Source organism: Botrimarina hoheduenensis (assembly GCF_007859815.1).
Taxonomy (GTDB): domain Bacteria; phylum Planctomycetota; class Planctomycetia; order Pirellulales; family Lacipirellulaceae; genus Botrimarina; species Botrimarina hoheduenensis.
Genome location: NZ_SJPH01000002.1, coordinates 315256 through 335276, shown reverse-complemented (window position 1 = coordinate 335276; position 20021 = coordinate 315256). Strand labels below are relative to the sequence as shown.

The 20021-nt window shown below is 62.9% G+C and carries 12 protein-coding genes; 3 read left to right on the top strand and 9 right to left on the bottom strand.

The window, feature by feature from the left end; all coding sequences use genetic code 11:
- The first annotated feature begins 258 nt into the window (after window positions 1-258).
- Entirely contained in the window at window positions 259-1083 is an 825-nt protein-coding gene (locus tag Pla111_RS05125; protein ID WP_197524771.1) for a metallophosphoesterase, read from the top strand.
- 214 nt (window positions 1084-1297) lie between these two features.
- On the top strand, window positions 1298-2680 hold the full coding sequence (locus Pla111_RS05120) for an AAA family ATPase (protein ID WP_146572044.1): 1383 nt from the start codon (window positions 1298-1300) through the stop codon (window positions 2678-2680).
- Between the two features lie 109 nt (window positions 2681-2789).
- On the opposite strand, the gene Pla111_RS05115 is transcribed toward Pla111_RS05120, so the two are convergent.
- The 7 genes from Pla111_RS05115 to Pla111_RS05085 form a co-directional block, all read right to left on the bottom strand.
- A complete protein-coding gene (locus Pla111_RS05115) occupies window positions 2790-3509 on the bottom strand; it encodes a PDZ domain-containing protein (protein ID WP_146572042.1) in 720 nt (239 codons plus the stop codon).
- A gap of 333 nt (window positions 3510-3842) precedes the next feature.
- Complete coding sequence (locus Pla111_RS05110) at window positions 3843-4097, bottom strand: hypothetical protein (RefSeq protein ID WP_197524770.1); 255 nt, start codon at window positions 4095-4097, stop codon at window positions 3843-3845.
- A gap of 84 nt (window positions 4098-4181) precedes the next feature.
- Window positions 4182-5141, bottom strand: a complete 960-nt coding sequence (locus Pla111_RS05105) for an alpha/beta hydrolase (RefSeq protein ID WP_146572041.1) — start codon at window positions 5139-5141, stop codon at window positions 4182-4184.
- 2 nt (window positions 5142-5143) lie between these two features.
- Entirely contained in the window at window positions 5144-12253 is a 7110-nt protein-coding gene (gene uvrA / locus Pla111_RS05100) for an excinuclease ABC subunit UvrA (RefSeq protein WP_146572039.1), read from the bottom strand.
- 142 nt (window positions 12254-12395) lie between these two features.
- Window positions 12396-12608 (bottom strand): DUF1572 family protein, encoded by a 213-nt coding sequence (locus tag Pla111_RS17655; protein WP_146572786.1) that lies wholly within the window; start codon window positions 12606-12608, stop codon window positions 12396-12398.
- 107 nt (window positions 12609-12715) lie between these two features.
- Window positions 12716-13720 carry a serine/threonine-protein kinase gene (locus Pla111_RS05090; RefSeq protein ID WP_146572037.1) on the bottom strand — a complete coding sequence of 335 codons (1005 nt, stop codon included), beginning with the start codon at window positions 13718-13720 and terminating at the stop codon, window positions 12716-12718.
- 224 nt (window positions 13721-13944) lie between these two features.
- Entirely contained in the window at window positions 13945-16158 is a 2214-nt protein-coding gene (locus Pla111_RS05085) for a glutamine synthetase III family protein (protein WP_231930756.1), read from the bottom strand.
- 494 nt (window positions 16159-16652) lie between these two features.
- Between Pla111_RS05085 and glnA the strand changes: the two genes are divergently transcribed.
- The gene (gene glnA / locus Pla111_RS05080) at window positions 16653-18065 is read left to right on the top strand and encodes a type I glutamate--ammonia ligase (RefSeq protein ID WP_146572034.1); all 1413 of its coding nucleotides are present in this window, start codon (window positions 16653-16655) and stop codon (window positions 18063-18065) included.
- A 53-nt stretch (window positions 18066-18118) separates the two neighbouring features.
- Here the strand turns inward: glnA and Pla111_RS05075 are convergent, their stop codons facing one another.
- Together Pla111_RS05075 and Pla111_RS05070 are read right to left on the bottom strand one after the other, a co-directional pair.
- Window positions 18119-18922, bottom strand: coding sequence for a TerC family protein (locus Pla111_RS05075; protein ID WP_231930755.1), 804 nt, complete (start codon window positions 18920-18922; stop codon window positions 18119-18121).
- 126 nt (window positions 18923-19048) lie between these two features.
- Window positions 19049-19861, bottom strand: coding sequence for a 3-keto-disaccharide hydrolase (locus tag Pla111_RS05070; protein ID WP_231930754.1), 813 nt, complete (start codon window positions 19859-19861; stop codon window positions 19049-19051).
- Window positions 19862-20021: the final 160 nt, after the last annotated feature.

The window sequence follows — 20021 nt, the reverse complement described above, 5'->3', positions numbered from 1 at the left end:
AGCGAATTAGTGTGGTCGCCGCGGGCAGTTACCCCGACGATGATTGTCTAGCGGACACAGATATAAAAGCGAAGCCTATCCCGCCCCAGACAGACTCCCTTTGATCGGGGCCTGCGACCGCTTCAGGCCGTTAACTTTAGTCGATCAGGGCCCCCGCCGCACCGAGTTGCTGACACCACTATGGCTGCCCCGGCTAACGCCAGTGAACCCGACGTCGCAGAACCAAGCCCTCAGCGTCGATCTAGCCGCCGTAGCTTCTTGCGCAACTCGCTCCGTGCAACGGCCGCTGGTGCTGTAGGACTGGGCCTTTATAGCTGGCAGATCGAGCCCCACTGGGTCGAAATCATTCCCCAGACGATGCCTCTGGTCGGCCTGCCCGCGGCGCTCGCCGGGCGGCGGATCGTTCAGGTGAGCGACCTGCACGTCGGAGAAGCGGTCGATAACGACTACCTTCGCGCGACGCTCCGCGCTATCGCCGATTTGAAACCCGACTACTTGGCTCTGACCGGCGACTTTATGACCGCCAATCGGTTCGAGCATCTGGACCGGGTCATGACCACGCTCGCGGAAGCGCCGATCGCCGAGGTGCCGACTTTCGCCTGCCTGGGGAATCACGACTTCGGCAAGCGTTTCCGCGATCGCGAGATCGCCGACCGATTGACGGATCGGCTCGATAGCGCCGGTGTCCGGGTGCTCCGCAACGCCTCGGTCGAGATCGATGGCTTGCAGTGGGCGGGTAGCGGCGACCTGTGGGCCGGCGAGTGCGACGTGTGGAACGCGCTGGATACAATCGATACCTCGCGGGGGGCGATCCTCTTAGCCCATAACCCCGACATCGCCGACGTGCGCGGTTACCGCGACTTCCGCGGCTGGATCTTGTCGGGCCACACGCATGGCGGCCAGGTGCGTTTCCCGCTGCTGGGCTCGCCCGTCGTACCCGTCAAGAATCGCCGCTACAAGCGGGGCCACGTCCGGCTCGACGCATCACGCGATCTGTACGTTAATCGCGGGCTGGGGCACAGCCTGCAGGTGCGCCTCTTAGCCCGACCCGAAGTCACGGTCTATACACTCGCGCAGGCCTGAAATCCGCTTGGGCTGAGGTTTGCGCAAGGCAAGCAATACGATGCGGACCCGCGCACACACGGGGCCGATTGTGCCGACTAGGCTGCCTGCTTCGCCTGCAACGGTGCCTCGCGGCGGTTGTCTTGTGGGGGGATTCCCCCCTCAAGGCCGCGAGCATCGCATGCTTGAACGGCGCACTAGCGTCCGCTCCCCGCATCAAGCCCGCTGTTTCACGATGCCCGCCGGAACAACCGACTCCCTCGCCGAATCGCTCCTTCCGCCCGACCTCGTGGCGGCGATGCGCGATAGACCCACGAGCCCCACGAGCGATCGCCCCACCGACGCGCCGCTGGGGGTTGAGTGGCCCGCGGAACTGCCGGCCCCGCCGCCCGAGCCGACCACCCTTGCAGAAACAGGGCTGACCGCGGGGATGGTCGAGTCGCTGCTACTGAAGTTACTGCTGAACATGAACACCGCGACCAGCGCAGCCCTCGCGCAAGTGTCGGGGCTTTCGCGGCGCGTGGTTACAGACACACTGGCACGTTTCCGCGACGACCTGATGGTCTCGATCCGCGGCTCGGTCGGCAACGACTACGACTATCAGCTCACCGAAGCGGGCCACACACGCGCTAAGCAGCACGCGGAGCACGCCAACTACGCCGATGCCGCTCCCGTTCCGCTCGCGGTCTACGACCGGGCGATCCGCCGACAAGCGATCGGCGCAACCCGCATCGGTGCCGTCCAGCTGCAGCAAGCGCTCAGCGACCTCGAAGTCGCCGATTCGATGCTCAGCCTCGTTGCGCAGGCCGTCTCAGACGGCCGCGGCATGTTTCTCTACGGTGCCCCGGGTAACGGAAAAACGAGCATCGCCGAGCGAATCTGCAACGCCTTTGGCAAGCACCTGTGGATCCCGCGGGCGGTGTGCGACGGGGCCGATATCCTCCGCCTCTATGACGCAAGCTGCCACGATCGGATCGAGCATCCGGCGCTCGAAAGCACCCGCTACGACCGACGCTGGGTGCTGATCAAGCGGCCGACCGTGGTGGTTGGCGGCGAGCTGACGCTCGAGCAGCTCGACCCTAGCTACCACGCCGCCAGTGGTGTGAGCGAGGCTCCCGTTCAGATGAAAGCCAACGGCGGCGCGCTGGTGATCGACGACTTCGGTCGCCAACGGGTGAGCAGCACGGATCTGCTCAACCGACTCATCGTCCCGCTTGAAAAGCAGTTCGACTATCTGTCGCTGGCCTCGGGACGCCAGGCGCGGATCCCCTTCGAGTTGCTCTTTATCCTCTCGACGAACCTCGAGCCTCGTGAGCTCGTCGATGAAGCCTTTCTGCGGCGGATCCCCTACAAGATCGAGGTAGTCGATCCCACCGAGGTGCAGTTCTACAAGCTGCTAGAGGTTTACGCCGAGCGGCTGGAGATGAAGCTCGCTCCGCGCATCGGCGAGTGGCTTCTGGCTGAACACTTTCACTTGCAAAATCGCCGACCGCGCTTCTGCCACCCGCGCGATCTCTTGCGGCAGGCACGTAACTTTTGTGTTGTGCACGATCGCCCGCTGGTCGCCGATGAAGAAACGCTCGGCGTTGCGGTGCATAACTACTTCGCCGGGCTATAGGATTCGCCGAACCGCACTACGACGCGAGCCGACCGCTGCTCTCGTGTGAGAACAACGGCCGGCTCGTTTGATTAACGTTGCTCGGTACGGCCTGTGCGGCACCGTGGGTTCAGAACGTGGGCGTCGGAGCCGCGACGGGGCTGCTGGCGACGGCACCGCCATCCGCATAGAGCTGCAGTCCGCGGACCTGTCCGGTACGGCTATCGAGCACCTGCAGATTGGCCGCTCCGCTGCCCGCCACCGCCTGCTGCAAGCGTGCGACTCCCTCATCATTCGTCCGCACATCGCGGAAGCTGAGCCCGTTCGCAGAGAGCAGCACGTCACCGGGCTCAAGGCCGGCACGGGCCGCCGGTCCGCCGGGTGCCACGCTGTACACCATCGCCCCCACGCCGTACTGCGTGCTGGTGAGCTGGATGCTCAGGCCGAAGTAGTAGCCCGCCTGGGGCACGACCGAGGGGTAAGAAACAAGCTGCGTGGGGATCGTCGCGGGCGGTGCGATGGCCGTCGGCACGGGTTGCGGTAGTGGTGTCGGCAGCGGGCAAACAGTGGGCGGAGGGCACACCACGGGCGGGGGGCACACTACCGGTGGAGGGCACACCACGGGCGGGGGGCACACCACGGGCGGAGGCGGAAGGATTACGTGCGGCGGGCAGATCGGCTTGATCACGTGCACCGGCGGGCAGATGACCGGCGGATGAACGATGGGTCGGTGAACGATCCGGCCCCCCCCTCCGCAGCCACCGGCTTCAACCGGTACGGCAATTCCGCTCAGGCCCAGGGCGGCGGCGGTAACAATCTTGGTTGTGATGTTGGTGGTGGTCTTGAACATGGTGGGGTCCCCCTTTGCGAAGTTGGTTGGACGAGCGGCGTCAGGCCGATGACTCGCGTGATTGCCAAACCGTTAACGCAAGCAGGGTGCCAGCATATTCAATATCGTCGCAAGTGATTACCCATAAAACACTTACCGCCATCCTTCAATCTTCGAGCTTGGCACAAGAGGCTCGGAGTGTTGTCTTTTTGATCTTACGACGGATGCTCATTTGACTTCATCTCGCTGCCTGGCCCGTCTCCACCAGGTGACAACCGCCACCGCTGCCAAGGTAACCAGCGCGCCACCCCCCACCTGGGCCCACGCCCCGATCAGCACGATCTTGTGCACCAATCAGCTGTGCTGGGCGGTCGTATGAGGAAGCTGACCCGTGTACTTCGCCACATGATGAAGGAGACCGGCCGCTAGGTCTTCGGTCGGCAAGGCTTGATGGCAGGCGAGGCAGGTTCCCTCGCGGCTGATGCGGCCCCGCTCCTCATTGTTGAGTGGCCGACTCCGTTGAAAGTGGTGCCCGACGGTCTGGAGCTGATTGCCTTGCTCATCGACAACACGCGACCAGTCGTCGGCTAATCCCTCTATAGGCTCCATCTGGGGCTGGGTCTGCTGGGGCAAGATCGTGCCATCGAATGTTTCCAGATCGACCGTGGTGCGTTGATCCCAACCGCGGGCTCGCTAAGGAGTTGCCATCTGAGCCGCAAACTTATCTACCTCGGCAAGAATCTCCTTCTTCACCTCGTTCCACTGGCGATCGATCAGCGCTTCGTGCCCGCAACGATCGAGTGAAACCAGTCGCTTCTGTTCGATCGGGAGCTTGGAAAAATACTCGCGTGCGGCAGGCGTACTAACAACCGCGTCCGTTTCGCTGAGGATAAACGTTAGCGGGGTTTGTAAATCAGCGAACCTAGCAACGTTTTCATCCATCAGGCGAAACAGCTCATCAACAACGGCCGTCGGAGTGAACGGTGACTGCCCAGGGATCTCCCCTTCGCACGCCTGACAGTCGCTGGCGAATGGTGTCCACAGCGTTTTCGAGAAAACCAGTACACGCTGCGACAGCTCGTGCCAGGCACGCGTTGACATCAGCGGGCTGCGGGCATCGGAAACCGCGATCGCAGGGGTCACTAGCACCGCAAAGTCGGCCGCGGCCGGATTATCGCGTAGCGCGGCGAGCGTAGCCGCGGCTCCCAGCGAATGCGCAACCACCCCGACCCGCTCGTGCCGCCCGCGTAGCGTACGGAGTTGATCGCCGATTTCGGCTCGCCATTGATCGGCGGTCGATCTCCGGTAGCGATCGAGCGGTTCACAAAAAGCGGGGAGTCGCATCGCGACACATTCGACCCCTTCCTTCGCCAGGGCGGGCCCGATGAGGTCGTAATGCCGTGGCGAGGCATTGATGCCGTGTACCAGCAGCAGCCCCACCGGGCGACCCTCTCGCTGTGGCGGATACGTGCGCGCCTGACAATCGAGGAGCACCCCCGCGGCATCACGCGTGACGCTTGCTTCCCAGCGGGCCGCTGCGACGCCGACCACCAGTGCATAGATACCATCGGCAAGCAGCTGCATCGCCACTAACGTCAGCAGCAATCTGCCCGCAAGACGCCATCGCTTCGACCAGCTCTTCTGCCGCTCCACGATCAGACTCCGGACTTGGCGGACGAGTTCTCCAGATGCAGGCGTACGAAGGCCTCGAGATCGCCCCGCGCGACATCGTCGTTGTCCACAAAACGGAGTCGCACGGTATCGCGGTCATCGCGTCGGGTATCGAGTTCGCGGTCCGCGGCCAGGTCGGCGAACTGCCCCAGCTGGAACTCTCCCTTGGGCCCGTTCAGCGCCAGCTCGATATTCTCAGATCGTTTGGTGACGAGGGTCGCCCAGGGGGTCGACTGACCGGGAATCATCCGGTGAACGAGCACCTTGTTGTTCCACAGGTACTCGCCACCGGGCGAGAGCTCGTCGATCAGCTCGAGCAGCTCTTCCAGCAGGTCGGGCTCCCAGCCGATACGCTTGCCCGGCGTGAACCCTTTACGGGCCAGGTGCCACTTCTGGCCGAGCACTTTCCAAGGCATGAGGTCTTCGGGCTTCTTCTCTTCGCGGCCGACGAAGCGTTCAAACCCCGCGACGGCCTTCTCCAGGAACTGGCTGAACGCGGGCGTATCGAGCTCTTTCCAGGTATGAACCGCCAACTGCACCTCTTGCCAGGGACCGCGAAGGTTCTTGCACTTCACGCGGGGTCCGGCACCGTAGGCCTCGATCTCTTCCAGATCATTGAGCGGCTTGAGATCAAGGGCGACGGCCAGATCGTCGCGGTTGAACGTTCGCTTGGCGGTCCGGAACTTGAGCTTCACGAGCCAGCGCTCGCCGGTGATCGCGTGAAGAAACCAGCCGTCGGCTTTCTTGTGGCCGGTAATCTCGACCACCGATCGATGTTTCCAGTTCGTGGGCGCAAAGTCGCCCAGCTGCTGAATGCGCCGCTCGACTTGATCGAGCACCTTGCCCTCCCACTTAGGCGTCGCCCCGTCGCGGCAGATCCGCTCGGCGCAGTGCCAGCGGCGGCCATCGGCCTCCCAGGGCATCGCGACATCTTCTCCAACGCGGTCGAGATCGATGTCGTCTGCTTGGGTGTCGTCATCCGGACGATAGACCTTGCGCTTTTTGTGGGGACCCTCCGCAAGAATGCTCTGCAACGATCGGGCCGTGTGTGAACGTGTGGCCGCGTCGTCGGGCAAACTTGCCAGACGGGCAAGATGCTCGGGCGGCCCCGCACCGACGACCGTGCCGCCGTGCTTGCCGGCCTCGGGGCCGATATCGATGACCCAGTCAGCCTGTTTGACAACATCCAGATTGTGCTCGATCACTAACACCGTGTTACCAAGATCGACGAGCCGATGCAGCACCTCGAGCAGTTTCACGAGGTCTTCAAAGTGGAGACCGGTCGTGGGCTCATCCAGCAGATAGAGGGTCTGCCCTGTGTCGGGTCTTGAGAGTTCAGCGGCGAGCTTGACGCGCTGTGCCTCGCCGCCGGAAAGCGTCGGTGCCGGTTGGCCGAGGGCCACATAATCGAGGCCCACATCGCACAAGGTCTGAAGAACCCGCCGGATCTTCGGGATATTCTCGAACAAGGCCAGCGCCTCGCCGGCCGACATAGTCAGCACGTCGGCGATCGACTTGTCGCGGTAACGAACCGCTAGCGTCTCGGGGTTGTAACGCAGCCCCCGGCAGGTTTCGCACTCCACCCACACGTCGGGCAAGAAGTGCATCTCGACACAGCGCTGACCCATCCCCTCGCAGTCGTCACACCGACCGCCCGCCACGTTGAAACTGAATCGACGCGGTTGATAGCCCCGGAGCTTGGCCTCGGGCAGCTGCGAGAAGAGCTGCCGAATCAAATCGAAAGCGCCCGTATAGGTGGCCGGATTGCTCGCGGGCGAGTTGCCGAGCGCCGACTGATCAACGCGGATCACCTTGTTGATATGCTGAACGCCCTCAATGCGGTCGTGCGCACCGGCGGTCAGACTGGCACGATGCAATGTCCGCGCAAGCTGGTTGTACAGCACCTCGTTGATCAGCGAGCTTTTGCCGCTCCCCGAGACCCCGGTCACGGCGATCAGCGATCCCAAAGGGATCTCGACGTCAATGTTCTTTAAGTTGTTGTGGCGGGCACCAACGACGCGCAACTTGGCAACGCCCCGCTCCAACGGGAAGACGGCCGAAGCGGGAGGGGTTGCGGTTGCTGGCTCGCTTTTAGGAGCCACGAGGCGACGATTCGTGGGGACGGGGATCGCCTTCTTGCCGCTCAGGTACGGGCCCGTCACGCTCGATCGCTTCTTGGCGACCGCCGCAGGCGTTCCCTCGGCGACGATCAGCCCCCCGAGCTTGCCCGCGGCCGGGCCAAAGTCGACCAACCGATCGGCCGCGGCGACCACTTCTTTGTCGTGTTCCACCACGAGCAGCGTGTTGCCCAGGTCGCGCAGCTTCATTAGCGCCGCGATCAGCCGCGTATTGTCACGCGGATGCAGGCCGATTGTCGGTTCATCGAGAACGTAGAGCACGCCCGTCAGGCCGCTGCCGACCTGGCTCGCCAAGCGGATCCGCTGGCTCTCCCCGCCCGACAGGCTGGGTGCCTTACGCCCGAGAGTCAGATACTCCAGCCCGACATCCACGAGGAAGGTCAAACGGTTTTCGATCTCGCGGACGATCTCTCCGGCAATCTTGGTCTCGCGCTTGTCGAGGTTCCAACCACGAACCGTTTCCACCAACTCACCCAGCGGCAAACGTACGATTTGTTCAATCGTCAAACCGCGGAACCGCACGGCCGAAGCGTCTTCGCGAACGCGGCTGCCACCGCACTCGCTGCACTCGATCTCGTCGACCAGGTGCTCTAGCTGCGTGCGTAAGCTGGGCGAGAGTTTGGATGCCTCTTCCAGCGCGGGGTAAAGCCCTTTGAACTGAAATCGGAGTCGCGCCTGCGGCTTGCTCTTGGTGGACTCTCCGTAGGGGGCCTCGATCCACGTGTCTTTGGTTCCATACAGCAGCGTGCGACGTTGCCGCGCGGTGAGCTTGCGATACGCGGTGTCGAGCGGGATATCTGTGTGCGCGGCGAGCGCTTCGAGCAAGCACCGTGCAAGCTCGCCCGAAAGGGCTGGCCACAGCAGCAACGCCCCGTCGGCCAGGGTCAAATCGTCGTCACGCAGCAGCGCCGCCGGATTCGCGCCGGTCTGCGTGCCGAGCCCCTCGCACGCTCCACACCAGCCGAGCGTGCTATTGAACGAGAAATTGTGCGGCGTGAGCGGTTCAAAGCTCCGCCCACACGACTCGCACGAAAGATGCTGACTGTAAACGCGCACGGGCCAGCGGTCTTCGGGCACCTCGTCACGGGGGGCGATCACCTGCATCACCCCGCGTCCTAAGCCGAGAGCCGCCTCGACCGCCTCAGCGATACGCCCGCGCGACTTCGCTTGCACCGTGATCCGGTCGATCACCACAGCAACCTCGTGCCGACGGCGGCGATCGATGGCGGGCGGACTCTCGAGATCGTGCGTCACGCCATCGACCCGCACACGTCGATAACCGGCAGCACGCAGCTCGTCGAACAGCTCTTGATAAGCCCCCCCGACGCCGAGCTCGACCGGTGCCATCAGCTGCAGCTTGGTTCCCTCGGGGGCCGACATCACTTTGTCGGTCACCTGATCCGCGGTCTGCGTGCCGATGGGGACTTCGCAGTCCGGGCAGTGCGGTTGGCCGATCCGGGCCATCAGCACGCGCAGGTAATCATAGATCTCGGTGACCGTCCCGACGGTCGAGCGCGGCGTGTGGCCCACGGTGCGTTGCTCGATGGCGATCGCCGGCGAGAGCCCCTCGATGTGCTCGACGGAGGGCTTCTGGATCTGTCCAACAAACTGGCGGGCATAGCTGCCGAGTGATTCGACGTAGCGGCGTTGGCCTTCGGCGTAGATCGTGTCCATCGCCAGCGACGATTTGCCCGAACCGCTCGGCCCGCAGAAGACGGTGAACTGATCGCGCGGGATGATCGTGTCAACGCCCCGCAGGTTGTGCTGCCGAGCACCACGGACCTCGATCGCCTTGGCGTGCTTGGCAACCGTCTTGGTCTTGCGGGCGGCTGACACCGCTCCAGTGGCTTCGCCGCCCAACAGCGGCGCAAGGGCTTCGGCGGTATGCGAACGCAGCGCCGGCTCTGCGTTCGTGTCGGCGGGCTTCTTCGCACGCGATTTGGTTTGGCTCGCAAGCTGTTCGGCGAGCATCTCGGGCGTTCCGGTGGCCACCACGCGGCCGCCGCCAGCTCCCCCCTCCGGGCCGATATCGATAATCCAGTCGGCCGTCTTGATGACGTCCAGGTTGTGCTCCACCACCAGCACCGTGTTGCCTTGATCGACGAAATCGTGCAGCACCTTCAGCAGCATCTCGATGTCGGCAAAGTGGAGCCCCGTGGTCGGCTCGTCGAGCACATAAAGCGTCTTGCCCGTCGATTTCTTGACCAGTTCCTTGGCAAGCTTGATCCGCTGCGCCTCGCCACCTGAAAGTGTGGGCGAGGGCTGACCGAGCTTCAGATAGTCCAGACCAACCGCGTGCAGTGTCTCGAGCTTGTGGCGGATGTTGGGGATCGCCTCGAAGTGTGCCAGCGCCTCGACGATGTCCATCTCAAGCGCGTTGGCGATCGAGACGCCCTTGTACTCAACCTGCAGTGTCTCGCGGTTGAAGCGTTTGCCGGCGCACACCTGGCAGGTGACCCACACGTCGGCCAGAAAATCCATCTCAAGCTTGTTGGCACCGTTGCCGTCGCAAGCCTCACAACGCCCCCCCGCGACGTTGAAGCTGAAGCGTCCCGGCTTGTAGCCCCGCCGCTTCGACTCCGGGAGCTGCGCGTAGAGCGCACGAATATCGTCGAAGACCTTGATATAAGTGCCCGGGTTCGAACGCGGCGTTCTGCCGATCGGCGACTGATCGATCGAGATCACCTTGTCGAGATGCTCGACCCCTTCAATCCGATCGTGATCGCCCGGTTCTCCCTTGCCTTTCATCACGTCGCGGCGTAGCGACTCCATGAGGATGTCGTTGACAATCGACGACTTCCCCGAGCCCGAAACGCCCGTGAAACAAACGAAGGCACCCAGCGGGATCTCAACCGTGACGTCTTTCAGGTTGTTATGGCGGGCCCCAACCACACGCAGCACAGGACGCGGCTTGCTACTCGCTGCGGCATCCGTCGCGGCGGTGGAAGGGTCTTCCGCGGCAAGCCGGCGCTGCGCCGGCACCGCGATGGCACGACGGCCGCCTAAGAACGCCCCGGTTTGGCTCCGCTGCGACTTGGCAATCTCCGCGGCGGTGCCCACCGCAACCACCTCACCCCCCTTAACGCCCGGGCCGGGACCGAAATCGATCAGCAGGTCGGCCGCCCGCATCGTGTCTTCATCGTGCTCGACGACAACCACCGTGTTGCCAAGGTCACGCAACCGGCAGAGCGTGTCGATCAGCTGCTGATTGTCGCGGGCATGCAGCCCGATCGACGGCTCGTCCAAGACGTAGGTCACCCCCACGAGCCCGCAGCCGACTTGTCCGGCCAAGCGGATCCGCTGTGACTCGCCGCCGGAGAGGGTCGGGGCCGTTCGATCGAGCGACAAGTACCCCAGGCCGACGCCTTCCAAAAAGCCGAGCCGGCCGCGGACCTCTTTGAGAACTTCCTCGGCGATGTACTGCTGGGCCCCGGTCAGTTCGAGGCCCGCAAAATATTGAGTCGCCTCATCGACAGGCAGATGGCAGATATCGGGCAACGATTTGGTAGCCGTTCCTGCATTGCTGAAACGGTCGTGCGTGGTGGTGAGGCGAACGTTACAGGCCTGGCGATTAAGACGCTGCCCGTCGCAATCGGGGCAGTCCATCACGCGCATGAACTTCTCGAGCTGACGGAGCTGCGCGGGGCTCTGGCTGGTGCGATACTTTTCGAGCAGCTCGGGGATTACGCCATCAAAGTGGCCGCCGTACTTCTGCGTCGCGCGGCCGGTCTTCCAGGTAAAGGTGATGTGCTCTTCGCCGGTTCCCCACAGCCAGATGTTCTGCCACTCATCGACCATCTCTTCCCAGACGGTCTCGAGGAGAGTCCCCTCGTCGAGGCCGAGCTTGCGCTCCATCGTGTCAGCGACCCCTTTGTAGATATGGCGCTTCCACTTGCCGAGGTCGCGCCAGCGATCAACCAACGCGAGCGCACCACCGGCAAAGCTCTTGCCGGGATCTTCCACGAGCAACTCGGGGTCAAACGTGTAAAGCTCGCCCAAGCCGTCGCAGGTTTGGCACATCCCCTGCGGACTATTGAAGCTGAACAGCTGCGGGCTCGGCGGATCAAACGAGAGCCCGCACGGAGCACACGCAAAGTCTGCCGACAGCGCGATATCGTCTGGCAGCAGATCGGGGCGCGTCTTCGCTTTGCGTTTGCTGCGTCGGGCTTTGGGAAGAGTCTCGGCCTCGTCGGCGTCGAGGAGCTCGATGGGGCGAGTCTCCGCCGCTTCCGCATCGGGCTCGGGAGCGATCACCAGCGCCCCTTCGCCCAGCGACAGAGCGATCTCAACCGCCTCAGCCAAACGTCCGCGGGTAGACGGATCCGCCTTGAGCCGGTCCACCACCACTTGGATGTCGTGCCGCATCTGGCGATCGAGCGACGGGACGTTAGCAAGCTCATAAACCTCGCCGTCGATCCGCGCTCGGACAAACCCCTTCTTGAGCAAGTCCTCAAACAAATCGCGGTGCTCGCCCTTCTGCTGCCGAGCGACCGGGGCCAGGACCGAGAAGCGGGTTCCCTTGGGCAGCGCGAGGATGCGGCCGAGAATCTGCTCGCGCGACTGCGCTGTGATCGGCGCGCCGCACTGGGGGCAGTATCCCTGACCCACCCGCGCGAAGAGCACTCGCAGGAAATCGTAAATCTCCGTGATCGTGCCGACCGTCGAGCGCGGGTTGTTGCCCGACTGCTTCTGCGCGATGCTGATCGAAGGGCTCAGCCCCGAGATATGGTCCACGTCCGGCTTGGGCATCTGCCCAAGAAACTGCCGAGCGAACGTCGAGAGGCTCTCGATGTAGCGCCGCTGTCCTTCGGCAAACAGCGTATCGAACGCCAGCGAACTCTTGCCGCTGCCGGAGACACCGGTCAGGCAGATGAGCTGATTGCGCGGCAGGGTGACGTCCACATCACGCAGATTGTGCTCGCGGGCGCCGCGAATGACGATGTCGGAGGCGGGCATGGGCGGGGGCACCAACGGCTTCGTGCCGCGGGCGGGTTCGGTGGAGGAAAGATCGGCGGACCCCGCAGTCTACGGCGGATCCGCCACACCGAGAAGCGACGAGCCCCGCGTGCGGGCCGCTAGCTCTCGTTTTTCAGCGGGATTAACCCTGCCCCCACCGCCGCCGGTTGTACGCTTCTGACTCTCCGCGGGGGATCGTCAGCGTCTGCCAGCTCTCACCGGCCACGACCCGAGCACTCTGAACAGTCTGGCCGATGTGGTACGCGCAGTGGGCCAACGAGCGGGCCGTCGCCTGCGGCACGCAAATTTCCTGCCCACGGATCAACACCCTTCGCTGCGAGTCAGAAGGCGTCAGGCAGCGGAGTTCTGCTCGAGATCGAGAGAACGCCGCAACTGCGCTTCCGAAAGCGGTCTGATCGCCGCGTCTTCACTCGCCAGACCTTGTCCCCTGCGTCGTCAAGTTTATCTGCTGTTTACAACAAAGGCTCCCAGCGCTGCTGCGACCAGGGCCAAGACGAGCCACAGGACCCAGAACCTCGCTTTGGCTCGCTCTCCGGGCACCACTTGCAAGGCATCAAGCCGCGTGAGCTGCTTCGATTTCTCGACACCGAAAGCGTCGATGAGCTGTTGCAACAGCACCCCCTCGACCGAACGGGCGTTGAAGGGGCGGTCGTACGCCCGCTTGGCCAGCAGCTTTTGGACCAGCTCATCGAGCCATTCGGGACAAGTGATCCGCACGCCCGCCTCACGCTGAGCAACGCGCACGCTGGGCGGGTCCCGGTGCAGATGCTGCTCCCACACTTGGGCAAAATTGGCTCCCTGAAAAGGGGGCTGGCCGGTGAGCATCTCGTACAGCACGCAACCCAGCGAGTAGAGGTCTGCCTTGCCATCAATCTGATGGTCGGCGGTGATCTGCTCGGGCGACATGTACAGAAACGTGCCAACCGTCATCCCCTGCTGCGTGATGTCGGCCTGGGCGTGCATGTCGCGGGCGATACCGAAATCCCCCAAAACGAGATTCCCCAGACCGTCAAAGAACAAATTACTGGGCTTCAGATCGCGGTGGACGATGCCGTGATTATGAGCGTGCTGCAACGCAGAGGCGATTTGCACACCGTAAGCGGCGGCTTGCGGCCACTCCAGCGGGCCGCGTTTCAAACGGTCCTTGAGCGAACCGTGTTCGAGCAGCTGCATGGCATAGAAGAGCTGCCCGTCCATTTGCCCGCCACCATAGTTGCGGACAATGTGCGGATGACTCAGCCGCTCCATGACAACGATCTCGCGCTCGAAACGATCGGTGATCGTCTCGTCTCCCGAGACCGCGGGGTTGAGTAGCTTGACCGCAACGGGCTTGGCGATTTCCGGACTGGTCGCCCGATAGACGACGCCCACCGTGCCCGAACCCAGGCGTTCGCCGAGTTTGAAGGTTGCCTTGGTCGGCAAAAAGCGGAGCTTGCGAGAATTCATGCAACGCTCCGCGAAAAAAGAGATAAGGCGACCGAGCCAACGGTCTACTTAGTGTCGCTTGCCGAACGCTAGTAGGCAACGGCGTTGCCGGGTGCCAAGCCCGCGCAGGGTGCCAAATGCCGCAGAGTACCCCTGAAAAATAAGTAAAAAAAGCGGCGGCTCTCACCAGGAGAGCCGCCGCGGTTGGAGCGTGTCGAAAAATGTGGTGTCCGAGGACTCCAGGGTTACTTGATGAACAGCATCTCTTGGTACGTCGGCAAGGGCCACAGATCATCGGCAACGATAGCCTCAAGCTTGTCGGAGGCCTCGCGAACGCGGAGCATCGCTGGTAGCACGACCTCGCAGCACTTGACCATCTCCTCGCAGCCGTCGGCGCTCGCCTCGGCCAAGTCGGTGATGCTGTCCTGCAATTCCTTGACGAGGCCGGTCACCTTGTCGAGCGTCTTCGTGTCGAACTCGTATCCCAGCGCCTGCAGGTTGGTGCAAGTCGCCGCGAGCTCACGTTGGTAACGGATCGCCGCGGGGAAGATCATCGTCCGGGCGATCTTCTTCGTGAGATTCGCTTCAACCCGCACGGTCATGCAGTACTGCTCGACGTACGTCTCGTAGCGGCTTTCGAGCTCACGCTCGCTGAGCACCTGGTACTTGCTAAACAACTCCTTGACCTCGGGGGCCATCAGCGCGGGGAGCGCCTCTGGCGTGGTCTTGTTGTTCAGCAACCCGCGCGTGGCCGCCTCGGCGTGCCACTCTTCGGAGTAGCCGTTGCCGTTGAAGATGATCGATCCGCACTCGTTGATGATCTCGGTGAGCAGCTTCTGCACCGAGCCATGAAGCTTGCTGGCGTCTCCGGCGACAGCGGCTTCCAGCTTGGTGGCGCAGTAGTCAAGCGACTCGGCGACGATCGTGTTCATCGCCACGAGCGGACCCGCGATCGAGAAGTTCGATCCGACCGCCCGGAACTCAAACCGGTTGCCGGTAAAGGCGAACGGACTGGTCCGGTTGCGGTCGCCGGCGTCTTTGGCCAACGGCGGCAGCGTATCAACGCCCACTTCCAGCGTCCCACGGGGCATCGACGAGCTGGCACCACCGGTCTTGATCTGCTCGAACACGTCTGCGAGCTGCGAGCCGAGGAACACCGAGAGGATCGCCGGCGGGGCCTCGTTGGCACCGAGCCGATGGTCGTTGCCCGCCGACGCAACCACCGCCCGCAGCAGGCCCTGATGCTTATAGACGGCGCGGATGACCGCGGCGCAAAAGACCAGGAACTGAGCGTTCTCGTGGGGCGTATCGCCCGGATCCAGCAGGTTGCCCAGCTCGCTTGAACCGAGCGACCAGTTCACGTGCTTGCCGCTGCCGTTGAGGCCCGCAAACGGCTTCTCGTGCGTGAGGCACTCCATGCCGTACTTCTTGGCGACCTTTTTAAGAACCAGCATGATCAGCTGCTGGTGGTCGGTCGCGACGTTGGCGGTCTCGAAGATCGGGGCGACTTCGTACTGACCGGGGGCCACCTCGTTGTGGCGGGTCTTGATGGGCACGCCCAGGCGGAAGAGCTCGCGCTCGACCTCGAACATGAACGACAAGACGCGGTCGGGAATCGCACCGAAGTAGTGGTCGTCAAACTCTTGCCCCTTGGGAGCGGCGGCTCCGAACAGGGTCCGACCCGCCGTTAGCAAGTCGGGGCGGGCGTAGTAGAAATTCTTATCGACCAGGAAGTACTCCTGCTCGGGACCCGCGGTCGAGGCGACAAACGCCTTGGTGTCGTGTCCGAAGAGCTTCGTGATCCGGTGCGCTTGGGCGTCGAGCGCCTTCATGCTCCGCAGCACGGGGGTCTTTTTGTCGAGTGCCTCGCCGGTCCACGAGACGAACGCCGTGGGGATGCACAGCGTCGTGCCGTTGGGGTTCTCGAGGATGTACGAGGGGCTGGTGACGTCCCAAATGGTGTAGCCACGCGCCTCGTGCGTCTGGCGGATACCGCCCGTGGGAAAGCTCGAACCGTCCGGTTCGCCCTGGCAGAGCTCCTTACCGCTGAATTCGGCCAGGGTGCCACCGTCGCCCGTGGGTGCCATGAAGCTGTCATGCTTCTCAGCGGTGCCGCCGGTCAACGGGTAGAAAACGTGGGTGTAGTGGGTCGCGCCTTTTTCAATGGCCCAATCCTTCATGGCCGAGGCCACGACATCGGCGACGGTCGGGTCGAGCTTTTCGCCCGCTTCGATCGTCTGCATCAGCGACTTGTAGATCGCCTTGGGCAGCCGCTTCTTCATCACGGACTTGCTGAAGGTGTTCTCGCCAAAGACGGTTTCAGGCGTCTTGGTCATGAACTCGATCGGGGGTGCCGACTGGTTGAATCCCAGGGCCGCCGCGATGGCCGATTGACGGGGCGACGAGGTGCCGCCGGTGTAAGACGAGGAGCTATTGGCTCCACTCTTGGTTGAATTCACGGTGCTCACGCGAGTCTTACGCCCCGGCTGTCGGGGCTTCCTGTCATTGGGTCCGCAGGATCGGGGGTCGGGCTGGCCAGAAGGAGGGAAGGAAACCAGCCGAACGCTTTGCCCTGAGGACTATTGAAAGACGGACTTGAAGGAGACCCGACACGACTTCGGGGTACACCGGTAGCGCGAGTCTCGTACGACGTAAATTAAGCTCAGCAAACTGCGCGCCAAAACGGCAGGAGCGGTGCTAGCAGCCATTTCCGCCCCGGCAGCCTTGGCTCGCTGCCTAGAGACTGTGCCACCCCGCGCGCTACTCAGGCAAGGGGCAAGCCCCGTGATTCACTCATTTTTCTCGGGTCTACCCCCTCTGGGCCCCCCCGGGTAACGTGCAACAGGTGTGTGTGGCCGCCCATTGGGTCGCCTCTCTGTGGTCCGTCCGGTCGCCCGCAAGCGGGCCCACTTGTCAGATTTACCCCCGTCTCCACCCTTCCGGCTTCGATCCCATGACTCCGCAAGAAGTCCTCGCCACGATCCGCGAGAAAGACATCAAGGCTGTCGATTTCCGCTTCATGGACTTCCCCGGCGTTTGGCAGCACTTCACCATCCCCGCCGGCAAGCTCGATGAAGACGTTTTTGAAGACGGCCTGGGCTTCGATGGATCCAGCATCCGCGGTTGGCAGGCGATCAACGAGAGCGACATGCTCTTGATGCCACAGCCCGAAACGGCCTTCATCGATCCGTTTACCGAGCTGCCGACGCTCTGCATGATCTGCAACGTGCAAGACCCCATCACACGCGAGGACTACTCGCGTGACCCGCGCAACGTCGCCCGCAAAAGCGTCAACTACCTCAAGAGCACGGGCATCGCCGATACGGTGGTCATCGGCCCCGAGGCCGAGTTCTTCATCTTTGACGATGTCCGCTTCGATCAGACCCCCTCCGAGGGGTTCTATTCGATCGACTCGGTCGAGGCGGAATGGAACCGCGGTGCCGACGAGGGCCCCAACCTGGGCCACAAGCTCCGCTACAAGGAGGGTTACTTTCCGTGCCCGCCCGCGGATCAGCTCATGGACCTGCGCAACGAGATGATGCAGACCATGATCGAGTGCGGGCTCGACGTGGAATGCCAGCACCACGAAGTCGCGACCGCCGGGCAGAGCGAGATCGATCTGCGATTTGATGAACTGGTGCGCATGGGCGATCACATGTGCCTGTTCAAGTACATCGTGAAGAACGTCGCGCGCCGGCACGGCCGTACCGTGACGTTTATGCCCAAGCCGATCTTCGGCGACAACGGATCGGGCATGCATACGCACATCTCGTTCTGGAAGGGCGGCACCCCGCTGTTTGCCGGCGGCGGCTACGCAGGCCTGTCCGACGAGGCGCTGTTTGCGATTGGCGGCATCCTCAAGCACGCCCCGGCCCTCTTAGCGTTTACCAATCCGACGACCAACAGCTACAAGCGCCTCGTGCCGGGTTACGAAGCACCGGTCAACCTGGCCTACAGCCAGCGAAACCGCTCCGCGGCTTGTCGAATCCCCATGTACAGCCCGAGCCCCAAGGCCAAGCGGATCGAGTTCCGCTGCCCCGACCCCAGCAGCAACCCCTATCTGGCGTTCGCCGCGCTAACGATGGCGGCGATCGATGGCATCCAGAACAAGATCCATCCGGGCGAACCGCTCGACAAGAACATCTACGACCTCGAGCCCGAGGAACTCGCAACGGTCCCCAAGACGCCCGGTTCACTGGCTGAGGCGCTGGACGCCCTGCAGAAAGACCACGAGTTCTTGCTACGCGGAGACGTCTTTACGCCGGACGTGATCAACACGTGGATCGCCTACAAGCGTGCCAACGAAGTGGACGCCATCAATCTGCGTCCGCACCCCTACGAGTTCTGTTTGTACTACGACCTGTGATCTCAACGCGGGGGGCGTGCCGACGGGTCGGGGGTTAGGCCTAAAGGCTGGGCTCACGCTGTCGCGTTGCCAGCTTGTCGGGCCTGTTCGGCGAGGAGTTTCTTTTGGTAGCGGCTCTGCACCACGTCGATCAGCACCAGAATCGCAATCACAAAGTAGAACGTGCTCTTGGCCATCGGCTCGACGATGTAGCCAAACAGGTGCAGGTGGGCCAGATGTCCCCCCTCGCTCACCAGCATCACACCAACAATAAAGAGCACAAACAGCCCGAGCACTTCGTACATGCGGTTCTTCTTGAGAAAGTTCGACACGCCGTCGGCCAAGAAGATCATCATGGCTCCGCTCACAACGATCGCCGCCGCCATCACCCAGAAGTTGTCGGTGAGCGCCATCGCGGACAGGATCGAGTCGAACGAGAACACCAGGTTCATCGCCACGATGGTCGCGATCACCGCGGTGACCGACTTCGGCTGACGGTCGGCGTCATGCGAGAGATCGTGCACCGCCAGCATGTGCATGATCTCTTTCAGCGCGGTGTAGAGGATAAAGACGCCACCGGCGAGCACGATCACCGCATGCAGCGTCAATTCGCCCGACAGGACGCGGCCGAGCGGCCCCTCCTCGGGGATTTTGAAGAACGGCTCTTGGAAGTACTTGATCGCGCTGAGCACAACGAACAACAGAACGATCCGCAAAACGACCGCGATGCCGATCCCCCAGCGACGCACCCGCGGTTGATCGGCCTCGGGGGCGCGTTTCGATTCGAGGGAGATGTACAGCAGGTTGTCGAAACCCAGCACGGCCTGCAGCAAGATCAGCATGCCCAGGGTGGCGAGGTCGGCGATTGAAGGAGCCATCTGCGCGACGGGGTTGGGTGCGGGGGGACGAGTGAACGCGGGCCGAGGCTCCCGTTCTAAGCCGTCCGCACTACACACGCCAAGACCGGCACCTCTGGCTTGGTGGTGCCTCTGCCCGGATACGCACTATTCCACAAGAGCGCGGAGCGGTTTCTTCTCGTCGCTGCCATGATCCCAGAGCAGCGGCTCACGCGGCTCACCGACTGGGGGCGAAAGCTCGCGGACCCAGATGTTGCGAAACCGCACCGGGTTGCCGTGGTCTTGCAGAGCGATCGGGCCCTTGGGGCCGATATCGACGTACTGCGGCGGACGGTGCCAGGGCGTATCGCCCCGCAACGCGAAGTGGTTCAGCAGCAGCACGCCGTTGTGGACCACCGTTACGTACGCGGGTTCAACCAACTGACTCGAGGCGTTGAACCGCGGGCACGTCCAGAAAATGTCGTAGGTGTTCCACTCGCCCGGCTTGCGCATGGCGTTCACCATGGGAGGCGTCTGCTTATAGACGCTGCCGGCCTGGCCCTCGGGGTAGGTCGGGTTTTCGTAGTTGTCGAGGATCTGAACCTCGTAGCGACCCATGAGAAACACGCCGCTGTTGCCGCGTCCCTGACCCTCTCCCTCCACTGGCACAGGAGCTGACCACTCCAGATGCAGTTGGCAGTCGCCAAAGGTTTGCTTGCTGGTCAGATAGTTTTTTCCCGAATAAGCGACACCGTCCTTAACGGGCCAGTTCTCGCCGTTCTCCCAAGCGGAAAGGTCCTTGCCGTCGAAGAGCACCACCGCGTCAGAAGGGGGCGCTTCGTAGGTCGCTCCCGGATCAACCACCGGTGGTTCCTGCCAGGCCATGCCGGGCAAAAACTCGGTCTGAGCAACGCTCGGAGAGACAAAGAGGCACAGCACGAGGCTAAGTGCTGGGACGACCAGCTTAGTGAATTTCATCATCGGGGGTCGTTTCGAGGAGCAGGAGCTTTTGAGAAACAGCAATCCGCACTCAGCGGATCGCCGTGAAATGACAATCACGGAGAAACGGTGCTACCGAACAGACCAGTATCGTTGCGCAGACAGCCGCTAGCAACTGCGACAACGGGTGCGACGCCCACCA